At 61.8% G+C, this 17,674-nt stretch carries 11 protein-coding genes; 6 read left to right on the top strand and 5 right to left on the bottom strand.

Annotated elements, in window-relative coordinates; translation table 11 throughout:
- The first annotated feature begins 43 nt into the window (after positions 1–43).
- Positions 44–1,150 (top strand): YeeE/YedE family protein, encoded by a 1,107-nt coding sequence (locus PZ897_RS14680; protein ID WP_275753252.1) that lies wholly within the window; start codon positions 44–46, stop codon positions 1,148–1,150.
- On the opposite strand, the gene PZ897_RS14675 is transcribed toward PZ897_RS14680, so the two are convergent.
- Positions 1,126–2,052, bottom strand: coding sequence for an MBL fold metallo-hydrolase (locus PZ897_RS14675; protein ID WP_275753251.1), 927 nt, complete (start codon positions 2,050–2,052; stop codon positions 1,126–1,128). The genes PZ897_RS14680 and PZ897_RS14675 overlap by 25 nt on opposite strands.
- A gap of 434 nt (positions 2,053–2,486) precedes the next feature.
- Between PZ897_RS14675 and PZ897_RS14670 the strand changes: the two genes are divergently transcribed.
- From PZ897_RS14670 to PZ897_RS14650, 5 genes are all read left to right on the top strand, one after another.
- Positions 2,487–3,059: a transglutaminase-like cysteine peptidase gene (locus tag PZ897_RS14670; RefSeq protein WP_275753250.1), complete on the top strand. Its 573-nt coding sequence runs from the start codon at positions 2,487–2,489 to the stop codon at positions 3,057–3,059.
- A gap of 142 nt (positions 3,060–3,201) precedes the next feature.
- Positions 3,202–4,497, top strand: coding sequence for a DNA repair exonuclease (locus tag PZ897_RS14665; protein ID WP_275753249.1), 1,296 nt, complete (start codon positions 3,202–3,204; stop codon positions 4,495–4,497).
- Entirely contained in the window at positions 4,497–7,979 is a 3,483-nt protein-coding gene (locus PZ897_RS14660) for an AAA family ATPase (protein ID WP_275753248.1), read from the top strand. Before PZ897_RS14665 ends, PZ897_RS14660 begins: the two co-directional genes overlap by 1 nt.
- A 208-nt stretch (positions 7,980–8,187) precedes the next feature.
- On the top strand, positions 8,188–9,672 hold the full coding sequence (locus PZ897_RS14655) for a SulP family inorganic anion transporter (RefSeq protein ID WP_275753247.1): 1,485 nt from the start codon (positions 8,188–8,190) through the stop codon (positions 9,670–9,672).
- 13 nt (positions 9,673–9,685) lie between these two features.
- A complete protein-coding gene (locus PZ897_RS14650; RefSeq protein WP_275753246.1) occupies positions 9,686–10,540 on the top strand; it encodes a universal stress protein in 855 nt (284 codons plus the stop codon).
- A gap of 128 nt (positions 10,541–10,668) precedes the next feature.
- Here PZ897_RS14650 and PZ897_RS14645 read toward each other — a convergent pair whose 3' ends face one another.
- The 4 genes from PZ897_RS14645 to PZ897_RS14630 form a co-directional block, all read right to left on the bottom strand.
- Entirely contained in the window at positions 10,669–13,341 is a 2,673-nt protein-coding gene (locus tag PZ897_RS14645; RefSeq protein ID WP_275753245.1) for an AAA family ATPase, read from the bottom strand.
- Between the two features lie 363 nt (positions 13,342–13,704).
- Entirely contained in the window at positions 13,705–14,922 is a 1,218-nt protein-coding gene (locus PZ897_RS14640) for a 6-phosphofructokinase (protein WP_275753244.1), read from the bottom strand.
- A gap of 167 nt (positions 14,923–15,089) precedes the next feature.
- Positions 15,090–16,496, bottom strand: a complete 1,407-nt coding sequence (locus PZ897_RS14635; protein WP_275753243.1) for a bifunctional enoyl-CoA hydratase/phosphate acetyltransferase — start codon at positions 16,494–16,496, stop codon at positions 15,090–15,092.
- A 337-nt stretch (positions 16,497–16,833) separates the two neighbouring features.
- The gene (locus tag PZ897_RS14630; RefSeq protein WP_275753242.1) at positions 16,834–17,430 is read right to left on the bottom strand and encodes a transglutaminase-like cysteine peptidase; all 597 of its coding nucleotides are present in this window, start codon (positions 17,428–17,430) and stop codon (positions 16,834–16,836) included.
- Positions 17,431–17,674: the final 244 nt, after the last annotated feature.

Raw genomic sequence — 17,674 nt, 5'->3', positions numbered from 1 at the left:
ATCGCCCCGGAGCTCTCTCCGGCGGACGGAGGAGACGGCCACCATGTTTGATTCGGGATGGATATTGGCGCTATCGGGCTGTCTGGTCGGCGCAATCATCGGATTTGCCGCCCGCAAGAGTCATTTCTGCACCATGGCCGCCCTGGAACGCCACTGGTATGCCGGTGACGACCGGCCATTGCGGGCCTGGGCCCTGGCAGCCTTTACCGCGCTGATCGCCACGCAACTGCTCGCCGCCGCCGGTTTTGCCGATCTGGACCGCTCCTTCTACATCACCGAACCGCTGCCGATTGCCGGCGCCATCATCGGCGGGCTGATGTTCGGGCTTGGCATGGCGCTTGTCGGCACCTGCGGCTTTGGCGCGCTGGTGCGGCTTGGCGGCGGCAATCTGCGCGCGCTGGTGGTGCTCACCGGCCTCGGGCTGGCAGCCCTTGCCGCTCAGCGCGGCGTCACCGGCTATATTCGCACAGAGCTGCTTGATCCGCTGGCGCTGGATCTGAGCGGTTTCGGTGGCCAGTCGGCCGGCGCGCTGCTGACACGCGCCACCGGACTGAATCTGCAAGTGCCGCTGGCGCTGCTGATTGGCGCGGCGGGACTGTGGTGGGTGTTCAAATCCGCAAGCTTCCGCGCCGACCGCAACCGGCTGATCGCAGGCCTCGTCATCGGCCTGTGCATTGCCGCGGGCTGGGTCATCACCGGTCTTTACGCAGCCCACGCCCTGCACCCGGTTCAGATCGAGGCCGGCTCCTTTGTCATGCCGGTCGGCGACACCATCCTGCAGATCATCACCGTCACCGGCGAACTGCCCGATTATGGCGTCGGGCTGATCGTCGGCGTGTTTCTGGGCGCCTCGATCTCGGCCTTCCGCTCCGACGACATGCGCTGGGAGGCCTGCGACGATGCAAGGGAACTCAGCCGCCATCTGCTCGGCGCCTTCCTGATGGGAACCGGCGGTGTGTTCGCGCTCGGCTGCACCATCGGTCAGGGCGTCAGCGCCTTTTCCGTAATGGCGATTTCCGCCCCGATCGTGATGATCTCGATTGCGGCAGGCGCCCGCATGGGCCTGGGCCTGTTGATGGAAGGCAACGCCTTCGGCTTTCTCGCCGACTGGCGGGCGCCGAAGGCTCACCCCTCCGCCACAAAGCGATAAGCGGTTCCGTCCCGCTCGACCCTGCCTTCGCCGGGCTTGGGCAGATGATAGGCGGCAAGCACCGCCTTGTCGGCAGCGAGCCGGTCAAGCAGCCTGAGCCGTGTGGCGATGCCCATCTCCGTGTCCTGATCCGAGCCGGTCGGCCAGGCCGGATGCGTGAACGAGATGGCGAAATGGGTGACCGCATCGCCGGCGATGAGCACCGGGTCGGATCCACCATGCAGCATGAACGACATGTGGCCTGGCGTATGCCCTGCCGTATCGACCGCTTCGACGCCCGGCAGCACTTCCGCGCCCGGTTCGAACAGATTGATCATGTCTTCGAGATAGACAAGACGGTTCTGCGCCCCCACGGCAAAGGTCTTGCGGGCTTCCGGCATCGCATCGACAGTCCCCGGGTCACGCCAGAACTCCCACTCCGCCCGGCCCATGTGAAAGCGCGCATTGGGAAACACGATCTCGTCGAAATCGTCGATCAGACCCCAAAGGTGATCCGGATGGCAATGGGTGAAGACCACATCGGTAATCTCGGCCGGATCGAAACCTGCCGCGTCCATGTTGTCGAGCAGCCTGCCGGCCGACGGCATGAAGTTGGCGCCGGAACCGACGTCGAAGATGATCGTCCGGTCGCCGGATTTCAGAATCGGCACATTGCAATCGGGCAACAGACCATCTGTGGGCAGCCCGTTGGCTTCAAGCAGCGCCTTGAGCTCGTCCTGCGACACATCCGGGTAGGAAAAATCGAGTGGCAGAACCAGATTGCCGTCGCTGACGCTGGTCAGAACCGCATCGCCGATCGCAAGAGCGTTGGCCTTGATGATCCCCATCGGCAGCAGCATCGTGGCCGCCGAAGCCACACCTGCTTGCAAGAGAGTCCGTCGCGTCAGATCAAGCGGTGCCATGCATAGTCTCCCATATAGATTTATCTGAATATTTGCCTGTGTCTTCACAGAGGTCAATGCCTGATTGCGCAAATCGATGCTCCTGGCATCAGGAGCAACCTCATCGGCTTTACAATTCTTGCCGATCGCTTTGGTGACAAATGGGCGCTTTTGCATGGCGGCGTCATCATCGGCGCGGTGTTTGGCAGCGTTCGCGCAGCAAAGCCAGGCAACGGTCTTAAACGCGCCACTATTTTGCTTATTTTGTAATCACCGCCTATTTTGTGGGCGACCATCTGGTTTGGGGTTTGGAAAATCCAGGGCAAACCACGCCCGCTGCCTGGACCCCGCCTTCCCAGCCGGGGCTTGCCTATCATAAGAATATCGCTTCTTATGCGCGTAAGCTGAAGCCGCTGGCCCTTCAAGCAACTGGCACACAGGGAGCTCCACAAACAATGAGTACGCCTTTATTCCTGCTGGTCGCTTTGGCGCTCTGGCTGTCGCTTCTGACGCCATCTCATGCGTCCACGTGGTTGAAAACCGGCAAGCAGACCACTCGGCCCTATGGCCATGTCGAATATTGCACCCGCAAGCCGTTCGACTGTCGCAGCCGCCGCGCCAACTCCAAACTTCAGTCCGCGCGGCTGACCGTGCTGAGCAGCGTCAACCAGTCTGTGAACCGGTCAATCAAGCCCACATCGGACAAAATTGCTTTTGGCCGCAAGGAATTCTGGACGTCGAAAGCCAGATCAGGCGATTGCGAGGATTTCGCTCTCGCCAAACGGGCCAAGCTGATGCGCAAGGGCTTCAATGCGTCGCATTTGCTGCTGACCATGGGATACGCCCGTGGCGAGGCCCATACGGTGCTGGTGGTCAGAACCCGGGATGGCGACTATGTGCTCGACAATCTCGAAAATGAGGTTCAGCCGGTCCAGTCTGCGCGTATGAGCTTCCGCAAGATCCAGTCGCCCGACCATGGCGGGCACTGGCTCAAGATCACCGGCAAGACCGGCAAGCAGCCCCGATAAGGTCTGCTCGTGCACGCCCTGGCCCTCGATCCGGCAGGATCGATTGAAACACCATGGATCCGCTGTAATGTGATCAACATCCTGTATCAGTGGCGATGCCCTGTGCTACGGCTCTACCACGACACCCTGAACCGCATGGAACATGCCGGAGGACATTTCGATCGCGGCTTTCCGTTTTATCCACACCGCTGACATCCACCTCGATTCCCCGCTGAAATCGCTGGCCCTGCGCAACCCCGACCTGGCCGGCCTGATTGGCGCCGCGACCCGGGCTGCGTTCAGTGCGATTGTCGATCTGTGCATCGCCGAGCAGGTGGACGCGCTGCTGATCGCCGGCGATCTCTATGATGGCGATCAGACCTCGATGAAGACCGCACGGTTTCTGGCAGACGAGCTTGGCCGCCTGGCCAGCGCGGAGATCCGCACCTTCATCATCCGCGGCAATCATGATGCGCTGTCCAGGGTCAGCAAGGAACTGGTGCTGCCGGATCTGGTCAAACTGTTTGGCGGAAGACCCGACCATGTGCTGATCGACCGGGCGCCGGGCGAAAAGCCGGTGGCCATCCATGGGCTCAGCTTTGCCAATCCCGCAGCGCCCGACAGCCTGCTGCCGAAATACAGGCCCGCCGTCCCCGACGCGATCAACATCGGCATGATGCACACCAGCCTTGGTGGCGCACCGGGGCACGATCCCTACGCGCCCTGCAGCCCTTCAGACTTGCAGGCCACAGGTTACACCTACTGGGCGCTCGGCCACATTCACAAGCGCACAGTCCTCTCCGGACCCACCACCATCGTCATGCCCGGCATGCCGCAGGGCCGCGACATCAACGAGGACGGTCCGAAATCGGTCACGCTGGTCACAATCGATGATCACGGAACAGTCAACCTCGAGGAACGGCACACCGCTCTTGCCGAATTCACCCGCGTGACCATCGACGCCACCGGACTGACCCAATGGAACCAACTGGCCGAGCGTATAAGCAGTGCGCTGACCAGCTCCCGCAGCGGTTCGGCCGCGGCCGAACTGGTCGTGCGGCTTGGCGTTTCCGGCGAGACATCCCTGGCCTGGCGGATGCGCCGTGATGCCGATCTGCTGATGGCGGAGGCCGAGCAACGCGCCGCCCGGATCGGTTCCCTGTGGGTCGAGAAACTCGAGATCCACGCCGAACCGCCGCACTTGGCAGGCAAGCCGGCCAACGATCCGCTGCACGAACTGACGGCATTGATCGACACCACAATCCTGGGCTCGGAGGCATACGGGGCGGCGCTTTCGGGGATCTCGGACAATCTGCTGTCGCAACTGCCGCCTGACCTTCGAAATCTGTTTGGCACCGATGAGGAACAGAGCCTGCAGAGCCGCATGAGGCTCGCCCGCGAAGGCGCGCAAGACGTGCTGGCCCGGTTGCAGTCGGGACACGGGAGCGACACCGCCTGATGCGCCTCAACCGTCTCGACCTGACCCGCTACGGCAAGTTCACCGACCACGTCATCGACTTCGGGTCTGCACCGAAGGACGGCGCAGATCTGCACATCGTCTACGGTCCCAATGAAGCCGGCAAATCCACCCTGTTCAATGCCTGGCTCGACCTTTTGTTCGGCATCGGTGTTCAGAGCAGCTACAATTTCCTGCATCCCTATCCGACCATGCGCATTGGTGCGGCGATCGACATCGGAGGCGAGGTGCGGGAATTCGCCCGCATCAAGCGGACGCAGAACAGCCTGCTCGATGGCCGCGATCAGCCGATCTCCGAGGCCGCTCTTCTGGCAGGCCTCGGCGGGCTCGACCGCGACAGCTACAAGACGATGTTCTCGCTCGATGACGAAACGCTTGAACAGGGTGGCGAAAGCATATTGGCCAGCCGGGGCGATCTTGGCGAATTGCTGTTTTCCGCCAGCGCCGGGCTTGGAGAGCTGTCGCAGCGCCTTGCCGGCATCCGCAGCGAGGCCGAGGAGTTCTACAAATACCGGGCCCGCTCGGGGCGGCTGGCCGACCTGAAATCCGAGCTTGCGGCCCTGAAGGCCGAACGCGACCGGATCGACACCCTGGCCAGCGATTACGCCCGGCTGACCAGGGCGCTTGACGAGGCCAGCGCCAGCCATGCCGCAACCAGCGCAGAGCGCCGAACCGTCACCGCGCGGCTTGGCGCAATCAACCGCTTGTTCGCTGCCCGGCCGCGATTGGCCGAATGCGACCGGCTGCAGGACCAGCTTGCAGCCTGTCTCGACGTGCCCGACGTGGCGCCCGAATGGCGCGCCCAAATTGCCCGGCTGCGCGATGATGACGCGGCGCTGCAAGCCCGCGACAGTGCGTTGAGCGCAGAAATCGAACGTCTGACCGCGGAACAGCAGACAATCCCTATCGACGACGCGATACTGGCGCTGCGCGGCCATCTGGCCGAGCTCGACCGGTTGCGCACCCGCCATGACGCGGCAAGGGAAGATCTGCCGGAACGCCGCGCTGCGCTGACCCGCATAGACGGGGGCATCGAGCAATTGCTGCTTCGCCTCGGCCGCCCCGGCGAGCCCGACGCGAGCCGCCTGCTGCTGACCACCGCCAGAACCGCAACCCTGCGCGATCTCGTCGACGCCCGTGCAAGCCTTGATATCCGCCTGGCGGCGGCGAAAAAGGAAGCTGCGGACGCGCAAGCCAGTCGTGACGAGGCGCAAGCCCGGTTGGGCACGGCCGGCGGTGGTGGTGAAGCTCTGCCAGACCAGCGCCAGGACCAGATTGCGGCCTTGAACGAGACCCTCGCCAGCCTGCGCAATGACGACCACGGTGTCCGGCGGCAGGCTGCGCTTCGCGCGCTGGTGCCAGCCGGAGAAAAAGCCGATCAGCTTCTGAGCACCCTGGCGCCCTGGACCGGCGATGCCGACCAATTGCAGGCGCTCCGGATCCCGTCGCCCGAGGTGATCCAGAAACTGAAGAACCGGACCGAAGACATTGCCCGCAACCAGGCCGGCGTCGCCGAAGAGGTCGGGCGCAGCAGCCGCGCGATCAAGCGCCACCAAGCCGAAGCTGATGCCGTTGCACATTCGCAGGCTCTGGTGTCCGCGGCTGATGCCGCAGCCCTGCGCACAAGCCGCGATCAAGCCTGGCACAAGCACAGGGCCCGGCTGGATGCAGAGACAGCCACAGATTTCGAAGCTGCGATGCAGGCCTATGATGCCGCTGCCGACACCCGGGCCGCCCATCAGGCTGAGGCCGCCAAACTCGGCGAGATCACCGTGCAGATTGCCATCGCCAGGGCCGAACTGGAAGACGCCACCGCCCGCAAACTCGATATCGAAACCGCCCGGACCGGGCTGCAGGCCGAGATCAGCGGCGTGCTGTCGGCCCTGTCTCCCGATCTTCCCGCCGACATGACGCCCGACGCGCTTGAAGGCTGGCTTCATCGCCGGGACATGGCGCTGGAGGCCGCCCGCGAGCTTCGCCGGCTGCAGCGCGACCTCGAGATCGCCGATGAGGACCGGCAAACCGCGCGGACCCGGCTGCTCGCGGCACTTGCGCCGCTAGACCCTGACACCCCCGACAACGCGGACCTTGCCGATCTCCTCAGCCGCGCCCAGACCCTTGTGACCCGCGAGACCCGGCTTGAGGCCCATCGCCAGGCTCTCAACGAACAGCGGCGTCTGCTCCGCCGCCGTGAACTCGATCTGCGGAGCGCCGAGGCGGAATCCCAGGCCTGGCTGCTGGCATGGAAACAGGCCTGCAGCGGTTGCTGGCTCGGCGACGGCCCACATGCCCCGACCGCTGCGGAACTGCGCGAGGCGCTGCCGCTATTGGGCGATCTTGCGACCGCGCTGCATGATCGCGCCGGCCTTGCCGACCGTGTTGCCAAGATGGAGCGCGACCAGGCCGACTATCTCGCAGCCCTTCGCGCCACCGCCATCGACGCCGGACTTGAAGCCGGTGACCCTTTGCCCGCGGGCCTGGCACGCCAGCTTGCCGAGCGCCTCGCCGCAGCCGAACAGGCCCGCACGCGCCACGACGAGCTGGCACGCCAGATCGAAGAGGCCCAGGCCAGGCAACGCCAGCACGTCGAAGACAGCGATGTGCATGCCGGCAAGAAGGCGCAGATGCTTGAGGCGGTGGGCGCCGAGACCCTGACCGAGGCCGCCCTTCACGTCGAACAGGCGCTGGAGCGCAAGCAGCTCGCCGCCCGGATCGAGGCCATCGGGATCGAAATCCGGGAAGCGCTCGGCGTCGGGTCGCTTGCCGCAGCCCGGGCCGAGATCGAGGCTGCGGACGCCGACCAGCTCGGCACGGAAAAGCAGGCGCTCGAGACCTCGCTGGAAACGCTCGACCTCGAGATCCAGCAGCAGTTTGCCGCCAAGACCCGCGCCGTCGACGCCCTCAACGCCGTCGGCGGCGATGATGCCGTCGCCCGCATCGAGCAGCAGCGCCGCACCGTTCTCCTGGCCATTGCCGATGGCGCCGAGCGCTATCTGCGGCTGTCTGCCGGCATCATTGCCATGGAACAGGCGCTCACCCTCTACCGCGAACGCCACCGCTCCTCGATGATGGCGCGCGCCTCCGACGCGGTGCGCACCATCAGCCGCGGGCGCTACACCGGCCTTGCCTCGATGCCCGACAAGGGACGCGAGCTGCTGATCGCGACACAGAATGACGGCTCCTCCAAACAGGCAGCCGAAATGTCCAAGGGGGCGCGGTTCCAGCTCTATCTGGCCTTGCGGGTCGCAGGCTTTCATGAATTCGCCGAAACCCGGCAAACCGTGCCGTTCATCGCCGACGACATCATGGAAACCTTCGATGATTTCCGCGCCGAGGAGACATTCCGTCTGTTCTCCGGCATGGCCGGCACCGGACAGGTGATCTACCTCACGCATCACCGCCATCTCTGCGACATCGCGCAATCGGTCTGTCCCGAGGTCACGATCCATCAATTGACCGCCTGATGTCCTCTGGCAAGCCGGTTTTTTGCACCTGCGAACTGGCTGTACTTGGCATTGGCGGCCAATCCCTGTATCGAAGCGGTAATCTCGATGCGGACAGTCCTCTTCAGGCAGCTTGACTGCGGGCCGCCTATGCGCTCCGCAGGCAGGCGTTAAGTGCGGGCTTCGCATCATCGAACCATCCTTTCAGCGGACAGGAAGCCGACTCTCCATGATTTCACTCACCAGCTACACCTCGCAATGGACCAGCAACATCCGCGGCGACATTCTGTCGGGTCTCGTCGTCGCGCTGGCGCTGATCCCCGAAGCCATCGCCTTCTCGATCATCGCCGGTGTCGACCCCAAGGTCGGCCTCTATGCCTCGTTCTCGATTGCCGTCATCACCGCCATCGTCGGCGGACGTCCGGGCATGATCTCGGCGGCGACGGCTGCAACCGCGGTTCTGATGGTCACGCTGGTCAAGGAACACGGGCTTGAATATCTGCTCGCCGCCACCGTGCTGGCCGGTCTGATCCAGGTTGCCGCCGGTCTGGCCAAGCTTGGTTACGTCATGCGTTTCGTGTCGAAATCGGTGATGACCGGTTTCGTCAATGCCCTGGCGATCCTGATCTTCATCGCGCAATTGCCCGAACTCATCGGCGTGCCCTGGCTCACCTACGTCATGGTCGCAGCGGGACTGGGGATCATCTACCTGTTTCCGCTGATCACCAAGGCGGTTCCCTCGCCGCTGGTCACCATCATCGTGCTCACCGCCGTCACCCTGTTCTTCGGTTTCGATCTGCGCACCGTTGGCGACATGGGCGCGCTGCCCGATACGTTGCCGATCTTCCTCATCCCCGACATCCCGCTGACGCTGGAAACCCTGTGGATCATCCTGCCCTATTCAGTGGCGGTCGCAGCCGTGGGCCTGCTCGAATCGCTGATGACCCAGACCATCGTCGATGATCTGACCGACACCACCTCGAACCGCAACCAGGAATGCATTGGCCAGGGCATCGCCAACACCGCCACCGGCTTCATCGGCGGCATGGCCGGCTGCGCCATGATCGGCCAGTCGATCATCAACATCAAATCCGGCGGCCGCGGACGGCTTTCCACCTTCATGGCCGGCGTCATGCTGTTGTTCTTCATCGTTGTGCTGGGCGACTGGGTGGCGGAAATCCCGATGGCAGCGCTGGTGGCGATCATGATCATGGTCTCGATCGGCACCTTCTCCTGGTCCTCGATCAAGAACCTGCGCAGCCATCCGCGCTCCTCCTCGGTGGTGATGCTGGCGACCGTGCTGTTTGTCGTCTTCACCCACAATCTGGCCATCGGCGTTCTGGTCGGCGTGCTGCTGTCGGGGCTGTTCTTCGCCTGGAAGATCTCGCAGCTCTTCGGCGTCCGCTCCATCCTGTCCGACGACGGCCGGACCCGGACCTACATCGTCGAAGGCCAGCTGTTCTTCGCCTCCGCCGATGATTTCATGCAGAGCTTCGACTTCCGCGAACTGCTCGAAACCGTCATCATCGACGTCTCGCGCGCCCATATCTGGGATATTTCCAGCGTTGCGGCGCTGGACATGGCGGTGCTCAAGTTCCGCCGCGATGGCGCCACGGTGGAGATCATCGGCATGAATGAAGCATCTGAAACCATTGTTGACCGGCTTGCCATTCACGACAAGCCAGGCGCAATGGATCAACTGACAGCGCATTGAGGAGGATCAGATCATGAGCAACATCCTTTTGGCCCTGGTTGACGGGTCCACCTATTCGAAAAGCGTCTGCGACCACGCAGTCTGGGTCGCAGACCGGATGAACGCCGCGGTCGATCTGCTGCATGTGCTCGACCGCCAGCCCGGCGCCGGACGCTCCGACCTGTCGGGCTCCATTGCCCTTGGCGCCCGCACGGCGCTGTTGAAAGAGCTGTCGGACCTTGACGAGCAGCGCGCGCGCCTGTTGCAGCAAAAGGGCCGCGCCATTCTCGATGACGCCCGCGCCATCATCGAATCTGCCGGCCAGAAGGTCGCCGGCGCCCATCTCCGCCAGGGCGAGATCGTCGAGACGGTGATCGCGCAGGAAGGCCCCGCCAGCATGATCATGGTGGGAAAACGCGGCGAGGAAGCCGATTTCGCCAGCTTGAGACTCGGCGCCCATCTCGAACGCTTCATCCGCGCCAGCCACAAGCCGGTCTTTGTCGCCTCGCGCGCCTTCAAGCCGATCGACACCGTGCTCATCGCCTATGACGGCGCCGCGTCAAGCCGCCGGGTTGTCGATCATGTCGCCCAGAACCCGCTGTTTGCCGGCCTCAAGATCGATCTGGTGACCGTCGGCAGCCGCAACCGCGACACCGAGAAGGCCCTTGAAGACGCCGGATCGATCCTCGCCGGCGCCGGCCTGAGCGTAGACACCACGATTGTGTCCGGGCATCCCGACGAAGTGCTGGGCCAGCGCGTCGAGGACTGCGGCTCCTGCCTCGTCGCCATGGGCGCCTACGGCCACTCGAGAATCCGCAGCTTCGTCCTCGGCTCGACCACGACGGAAATGCTCAGAAGCTGCAAGGCGCCGGTGCTGCTGATGCGGTAAGTGGAGTTGAGGGGGAGTTCGGAGCGCTTAGCTGGCGTTTGTGGCGATATCGCCAAATAGTGACCTTGCGTCCTTGTTTCGGTCGTTCAGCAGTTAACTGCAATTTCCCAACAGCTGCCTCTACAATCTCAGCTACGTTCAGCTTTGGCTATGTTAATCACATCGTCCACGCGGGCGATCAATCTCTCCAGATCTTCTACCTCAGGTACTTCACCAGCGAATTCATCCGAATTGGAGTGGCCTTCCAAAAGCCTGGAGGTATCGTCTTGCAAAGCTACAATCTCGTCCGCTAAGTCGTTGGACCAACTGATTTTGATCAATGCGCCCAACCTAACCTGTTCATCCCATCGACGCACTGTATCTTTGAACAGGTAAAGTATAACCACTTCTTCGATCGTGCGGCGGAGTGCCCCTGCACCACTCCGAACAAAGTCAACCCGATTACCGCCAGTGGCTTGCTTAGCCTGTTGCAGAAACTCCTTCGCCTTGGTGGTCTTGCGATAGATCCTACCATTAGCTGGCGTGTCTTCGATTTTCACACACCCAGGGACACCTTCCAAGCGCTGTACCCAGTGACTCATGACTTCGCAACCAGCAGCCTCGGCTTTGTCAGAGAGCAGCGTGAGGAATACAAGGTCATGCGTAAAGACAATGACTTGTCGCACAGATGCTTCCTCTGCAAGTCTTTTAGCAATTAGTCGCTTTCGCTGATGGTCGAGCGATGTAACTGGATCATCGAGAACGATGGCGGCACTGGTGGGATTTAGATTCACTTCTGTTAGGAAATCCGCTAGTGAAAGCGCCCGCTGTTCCCCCTCACTGAAAATGTCATCTGGCTTGTGCCCCCCCTTGGCTTTAAGACCGCGAAGGGTCTTCCCTGCGCTCCCCCGCGCTTTGAACTCAATTGGCAGTGAGCAATCCAGCTTGACGCACTCGTCCTTAAGCCGGTCTTTGTAGTTGCCTTCAATCAACTTCTCGAAAATAGCCTTTTGGCAATCCGTGACGAAGCGGGTTTTTGGACGAGAGGCACCAGCCTTCTCTGTCCAGGCCATGTCTTCAACGAAAGCAACTACGTCATCAATGTTCTTGCTCAGCACCTGTTTCTGCCGAAGCGCAATGTGTTCTACCTTAAGCTTGGCAAGGATTTCATCAAATTTACCACCACGGAGCGCAACATCCTGCAAACGAATATTCTCCAACGCTTTTGCAAGGGTTTCCTCTTGTGCCACAAGGTCGCCTTCAGGGAGGGAGCCGACCGCACCTTGTTCAAGCGCGGCAACTAGCGCCTTGCGCCGATCGTCAAAAGTCACAGAGGCAGCGTCAACTTCGGCAACTAACGCCGGATCCATCTTTGAAAGATCAGCGCGAATGCGGCTCTCACCAGGCAGCAATGCACAATCGAGCGCCTTGAGTTGAGTCACATAGCGATTGAGTTCCTCATCAGCCACGACGGCTGCCTTTCTAGCTTTATGGTCAAGATAACCCCACATGCGGCTAATCAGTGTAGCGGACGGGGCATCTAAAGGACGATGGCACAGCAAACAGGGGTCGCCGTCCGCTGGATAGGTAACTGCCTCAGCGTGCCCCAACTTTCGGCTTGCGAGCACGAAATTGTCCCAGTCAGTTGAGCCGGTCTGACACAACTGGGGATGGGAGACCGTAGCACTTCCGGCCTGTACGGCTTCCAACAGTGCGGCTCTATGGCCATCGAGGAGTTGGCGTGCTTTGTCGCATGCCGCGTTGCCGAGGGTAGAAGCGAGCTCTCCAACCTTCTTCTGCAGAGTCTCAATATCGGTCTTTGCGGTAGCAAGGGCTCTGAGCGTTTCAACAGGAGATTTGGCAATAAGCTCCTGTTCCTGCCTCGCCAACTCATCTAATCGTTCTTTTTCGGCTTCGCCGAAGGTTGCGAGCAATTTAAGTTCTGCAATGTCCGACTTCGCATTCAACGAAGCAATCTTTGTAGCAACTGGTCCGGGGTCGGCGAAAAGCTGGTCGAACTTATTCAACCGCGTCTTCGCATTGATGTCTGCCTCCAGCTTCTGAGTGATAAGGGATATGACACGGATGGCTTCATCAAATACGTCGAAGCCTGCGGGCTGGAAGCCCAACTCGTTCTCTTTGGCCAAGTGAATCCTGGCGACCGAGGAATCGAAGACGCTTACCCGTTTGAGATCGTCATTCTCGTCTCCATCGGTAAAGTTTATTTCCTCGTCAGACCCGTTACCACGATCAATTTCGAACTGGGCGGTTGCTGGCACGTTGGGCGCATCATCATCGTAGATGTTGCGAATAATTTGAGGACTGGAGCGGCTGAAACAAGCGGATGAGAGGATGCGTGCAAAGCCACTTTTTCCAGCGCCGTTGTGCCCATATATTACCGTTAGCTGAGGGCCGAAGGTCACGCGCGAAAATTCAGGAATGGCATTAACATTCTTGAGCGAATTTATGGTTCTTAGCGTGAGGGGCGTTCCCTCCGCCGCAACGCGACCGGTGACCGAGCTAGGTACATCCGGCAGCTCTTCATCACCGCTATCAAGTTTTCTGTCCCGAAGAAACAATCGATAGGCTTCCTCAATGCGGTCATCGGAAAGCGTACCGTCTCGCACGGCATGGGAGATTATGTAGCGCTGCCAGTCAGCAATGGACTTGCCCCAAGCGTTCAATTCGCTCCAGATCGTGGTCTGTGGCCGCTTTTCAACAGCTGCTCCCAGCGCCGCCAATACGTCATCCCCGTTACCAATCTCATTCATTGCGAGAATCCCCCAAAAGCAATATTTCAGCGGCAAATTGCCACGATCCATTTCACAGAGTGTTTATCATCAAATTGCCGTTTGGAGTGGCACGATACGCGAATACTGCCTTGACCCCAACCTTACGTTGCTTAGCGACCAAGGTTTTTATTCGAAAGCGGCTTTTGATGCCCGCGAGACAGAACTCAACACACCTTTTATAGGCCTTGGGCAACTTTAGTTGACGATTGTTGGGTCATTTACCCACAGTCCACCTTACCGCAAACTTGCTCCGCAAGCAGACAGTCCCCTCTCGCCTCGATTTCAAACGTTTATCAAAGCGCAGCGAATTCGCGCTCCCGGTTCCCGCCCTCTCAGCCCCCGTACACTAGAAACCCCATCAGCCGTTAGTGGTGAAACAACTTGGCCACCGCCTCATCCCTTCGCCAGGATCTTCGGCACCATGTTCGGCCTGAGCCGATACGCATCCGGCATGCCGGAACCCAAGAGCGGGCGCAGATACATTCGGAACGCGTCGGTCACGTCGTGACCGCACGCCGAGATGAAATCGTCGGGCATGGTTCGGGTCTTGCCGGCGACCAGTTCCAGCGGCACCAGCTCGTAATCGACCGAGTAATGGCCGGTGCGCTTGATCGCCACCGATCCGTCGCGATCGCCGAACATGCCGTATTGCACCGCCTTCTCGCCCACTTCGCGGGCCTCGTTCTGGTCGACATCGGACACGCAGCCGACAAAACTGCGCTGGATGTAGCCGAGCGTATCGCCCCGCACCCGGGTGATCTTGAGTTCCTGCTTGACCTTCTGGGTCAAAAGATCGGCCAGCGCACCGCTGCCCGACAATTGCACATTGCCATGCGCGTCGCGTTCCACCTCCTTGGCCAGCGTGGCGATGATCGGCTGGCCGGACCCGTCATGAATGCCTTCGCTGACGGCAACGACACAGCGCCCGAGCCGGTCATGGACCTGCTTGACGTCGCTGAGGAATTTATCGATGTCGAAGCTTCGCTCGGGCATGTAGATCAGATGCGGCCCGTCATCGGAAAATTTCTTGCCCAGCGCTGAAGCCGCGGTGAGAAAGCCGGCATGGCGGCCCATGACCACGCCGATATAGACGCCGGGAAGCGCCGCATTGTCGAGGTTGATGCCCATGAACGCCTGCGCCACATAGCGCGCCGCCGACGGAAAGCCCGGCGTATGGTCGTTCTCGACCAGATCATTGTCGATGGTTTTGGGGATGTGGATGCAGCGCAGATTGTAATCGGCCTTGCGCGCCTCGTCATTGACGATCCGGACCGTGTCCGAGGAATCATTGCCGCCGGTGTAGAAGAAATAGCCGATCTGGTGCGCCCTGAGCACCTTGAAGATTTCCTGGCAGTATTTCAGGTCCGGCTTGTCGCGCGTCGAGCCCAGCGCCGAGGACGGCGTGTTGGCGACCATCTCCAGATTGTGGGTGGTCTCCTGGGTCAGATCGTAAAAATCCTCGTCGAGAATGCCGCGCACACCGTGAACGGCGCCGTAGATCAACTCGACCTTGCGGAATTTGCGCGATTCCAGCACCGCGCCCACCATCGATTGATTGATAACCGCCGTCGGTCCGCCCCCTTGCGCGACCAGCACCTTGCCATGAAACACTGAGATGTCCTCCTCCAGATTGCTATCAATACCGGCACCATTTTTGACCGGCACACAAGAGCTGATCCGCCCTTTGCTGCCATCTTGCCGGGTAAATCCGGCAGTTTTGCAGATGAACCGCGCCTTCGCCGACCCGGCGCCAGACGCCCGGGTGCGAACCAACCGCGCTAGCCCGGCAAGCCCAGCGGCCGTTGCCTGCGCCAGTGATAAAACACTTTCGCCAGCGCTGCCGAGACAATCCGCGCGTCGATGCTGTCGGACCGGCTGGTCAGCATGATCGGCACCCTGCCGCCCAGCGCAATGCCGGCCGACGAAGCGCCGGCCAGATGGATCAGTTGTTTGGCAATCATGTTGCCGCTCTCGAGCGTCGGCGTCACCAGAATGTCGGCATAGCCCGCCACATCGGAGACAAGCCCCTTGGCAGCCACCGCGGCGGGCGAGATCGCATTGTCGAAGGCCAGCGGCCCATCGACCTTGCCGCCGACAATCTGGCCACGGTCATGCATCTTGCAGATCGCCGCCGCCATCAGCGTCGAGGGCAGTTTTCCGGTCACCGTCTCGACCGCCGACAGCAGCGCCACCAAAGGTGTGTCCACCCCCAGCGCAATGGTCAGATCAATGGCGTTCTGGACAATGTCGCTGAGCGCGGCGAGATCGGGCGAAATGTTGATCGCCGCGTCGGTGACGAACAGGGTGCGGTTCTGACCCGGCAGATCGAGCGCGAAGACATGGCTCAGCCGTCGTTCGGTGCGCAACCCCGCACTCTTGTCGAGCACCGCGGCCAAAAGCTCGTCCGTGTGCAGCGCGCCCTTCATCAAGGCGCCGGCGCGCTTGTGATGCACCAGCCCCACGGCAATCTCGGCGGCGGCATGGCTGTGCGGCGCATCGACAATGTCGAGCCCGCCCACGTCAACCCCGGCCTTTTCCGCAGCCGCTTCGATCTTTGCCCGCGGACCGACCAGCACCGGCACGATCATGCCCTCGTCGCGCGCCGCGATGGCACCGCCGAGACTGAGCGCATCGCAAGGATGGACGACAGCGGTGATGAGCGGCTCAAGCGATCTCGCCCGCTCCACCAGTTCGCCGAAACGCACGCCGGGCGCCTTGAGCCACGAGCTCGGCATCCGCGCCAGCGGCCGCTTGATCTTCTCGCGCGATGCCAGCACCTGGGCCGTCCCCGAGACCACCGTCACGCCGGCGGCGTTGAGGCAGGCACAGTCGAGCTCCACGCGGCCGGTCTGCTTGTCGACAGCCGTAACGCGGACCTGCACCGTGACCGTGTCACCGATCCTGACCGGGCGATGGAAGACAAGCGTTTGACCCAGAGGCACACTGCCCGGTCCCGGCAATTGCGTCGCCAGCAGCGTCGAAATCAGCGGCCCCGCCCAGATGCCGTGACCAATGCCTTGCTCAGGATCCGCCCCGTCACCGGCCTCGGGCTCGCATCCCGCCGGCCCGGTCCCCGCCAGGGCTGCCTCAAACAGGGCGAAATCCTTGCGCGTCAGCACCCTGTCGATTTCGGCCCTGTCGCCGGGTTCGAGCTCATCGACGGTGCGGTTTTCCATACTGTTCATTCCAGTCCCCTCAACTTGCCGCCGGCCCGGAGCAAGCGGCGCGCAAACGCCGGCTGACGTGCACCGGCTGCGCAAGAGAGCGAACTTGCCCCAGCCCTGCATCGGATACAAGGCTGAGACAACGGTTCGCCGCGCTTGCGGTGCTGGGATGAAAGCAGGACGACTGCCAGCGCAGCCAGCAGGGTTCAGCCTTGCCGGCGCTGCCGCAGCTGCAGACTGCTCTGCGTCTGGGCATCTCAATCCATGTCCGGGCGAGCCGCCAGCCGGAGAGGCTGAAGCGGCAACCTAGTCACCATCGGCCCGGTTCCATCACGCGCCGGGCGCCAGCCTGCAAGGATCAGCCGGCCGGCAGGGTCGGTGCCGTTCCGGTCTTGCCGGTTACCCGGAGCCAGTTTCCACCGTGCTCAGGTGACTGGATCTTGATGAATTCGAGCCGGCTCGCGGATACAGGCAAGACCGCCTCGGTCAGATTGTCGAGCACGAAATCGCCCATCCGGGTTCGCACCACAAGCACAGTGTGATGCTCCTGTCCGGTGTGGGCCATGGTCAGCAACAGGTCTTCGGGATAAAACCCCTTGCGCAGCAACTGCGCCCGTTTTGCAAGCGCATAGTCTTCACAGTCGCCGGCTGTGGCGCTCACCTTCCACACCTCGTACCGGCCATATTGCTGCGCGTCGGAAACCGGCGCGATGGCACGGTTGACGGCGCTGTTGATCCGAGTGAGGACCGCAAGCCGCGCAGGCGGCAGCTGTCGATGGGTCTTCCTGACGGTGCAGTCCGCCGCTTGCCGTGAACAGTAATCGACATGTCCGTAAGGGCGGCTGGTCACCGTGCCGAGCCGCAGCCAGCTTGCGGCGAAGGCCGGAAGCGGAGCCGTCGAAAGCATCAATGTGGCAAGGGCTGCTGGCAGAAAGGTGGATTTTGACCTGGTCATGATTTCCCTCCTCCCGGTCGGGGTGAATGCCGGTTTCCGCGGAATTTCTCGCTCCGGGAGACGGCAGTCAGACGATGCAGGCGGGGCGCCGGTCAATCCCGGGCGCCCCGCCAGTTTTCATTGATGAGGTGCCAGGCTTACTGGAAGCGCGGTGAGCCATCATTGCCGGCGCGGTCATAGCTGACACCATCCGTGGCCACAGCGCCGATCGAAGCGGTCGGGGTGTAGTCAATACCGCCCTGCG

This window comes from Hoeflea sp. YIM 152468, assembly GCF_029210485.1.
GTDB lineage: Bacteria > Pseudomonadota > Alphaproteobacteria > Rhizobiales > Rhizobiaceae > Hoeflea.
The sequence above is the reverse complement of the archived record's forward strand: the minus strand, read 5'-3'. Positions and strand labels throughout refer to the sequence as shown.

Coding starts and splice junctions, on each gene's coding strand:
- PZ897_RS14660 (WP_275753248.1), top strand. CDS start 4,497: ATGCGCCTCAACCGTCTCGACCTGACCCGCTACGGCAAGTTCACCGAC.
- PZ897_RS14650 (WP_275753246.1), top strand. CDS start 9,686: ATGAGCAACATCCTTTTGGCCCTGGTTGACGGGTCCACCTATTCGAAA.
- PZ897_RS14675 (WP_275753251.1), bottom strand. CDS start 2,052: ATGGCACCGCTTGATCTGACGCGACGGACTCTCTTGCAAGCAGGTGTG.
- PZ897_RS14670 (WP_275753250.1), top strand. CDS start 2,487: ATGAGTACGCCTTTATTCCTGCTGGTCGCTTTGGCGCTCTGGCTGTCG.
- PZ897_RS14655 (WP_275753247.1), top strand. CDS start 8,188: ATGATTTCACTCACCAGCTACACCTCGCAATGGACCAGCAACATCCGC.
- PZ897_RS14665 (WP_275753249.1), top strand. CDS start 3,202: ATGCCGGAGGACATTTCGATCGCGGCTTTCCGTTTTATCCACACCGCT.
- PZ897_RS14680 (WP_275753252.1), top strand. CDS start 44: ATGTTTGATTCGGGATGGATATTGGCGCTATCGGGCTGTCTGGTCGGC.
- PZ897_RS14630 (WP_275753242.1), bottom strand. CDS start 17,430: ATGACCAGGTCAAAATCCACCTTTCTGCCAGCAGCCCTTGCCACATTG.
- PZ897_RS14645 (WP_275753245.1), bottom strand. CDS start 13,341: ATGGATCGTGGCAATTTGCCGCTGAAATATTGCTTTTGGGGGATTCTC.
- PZ897_RS14635 (WP_275753243.1), bottom strand. CDS start 16,496: ATGAACAGTATGGAAAACCGCACCGTCGATGAGCTCGAACCCGGCGAC.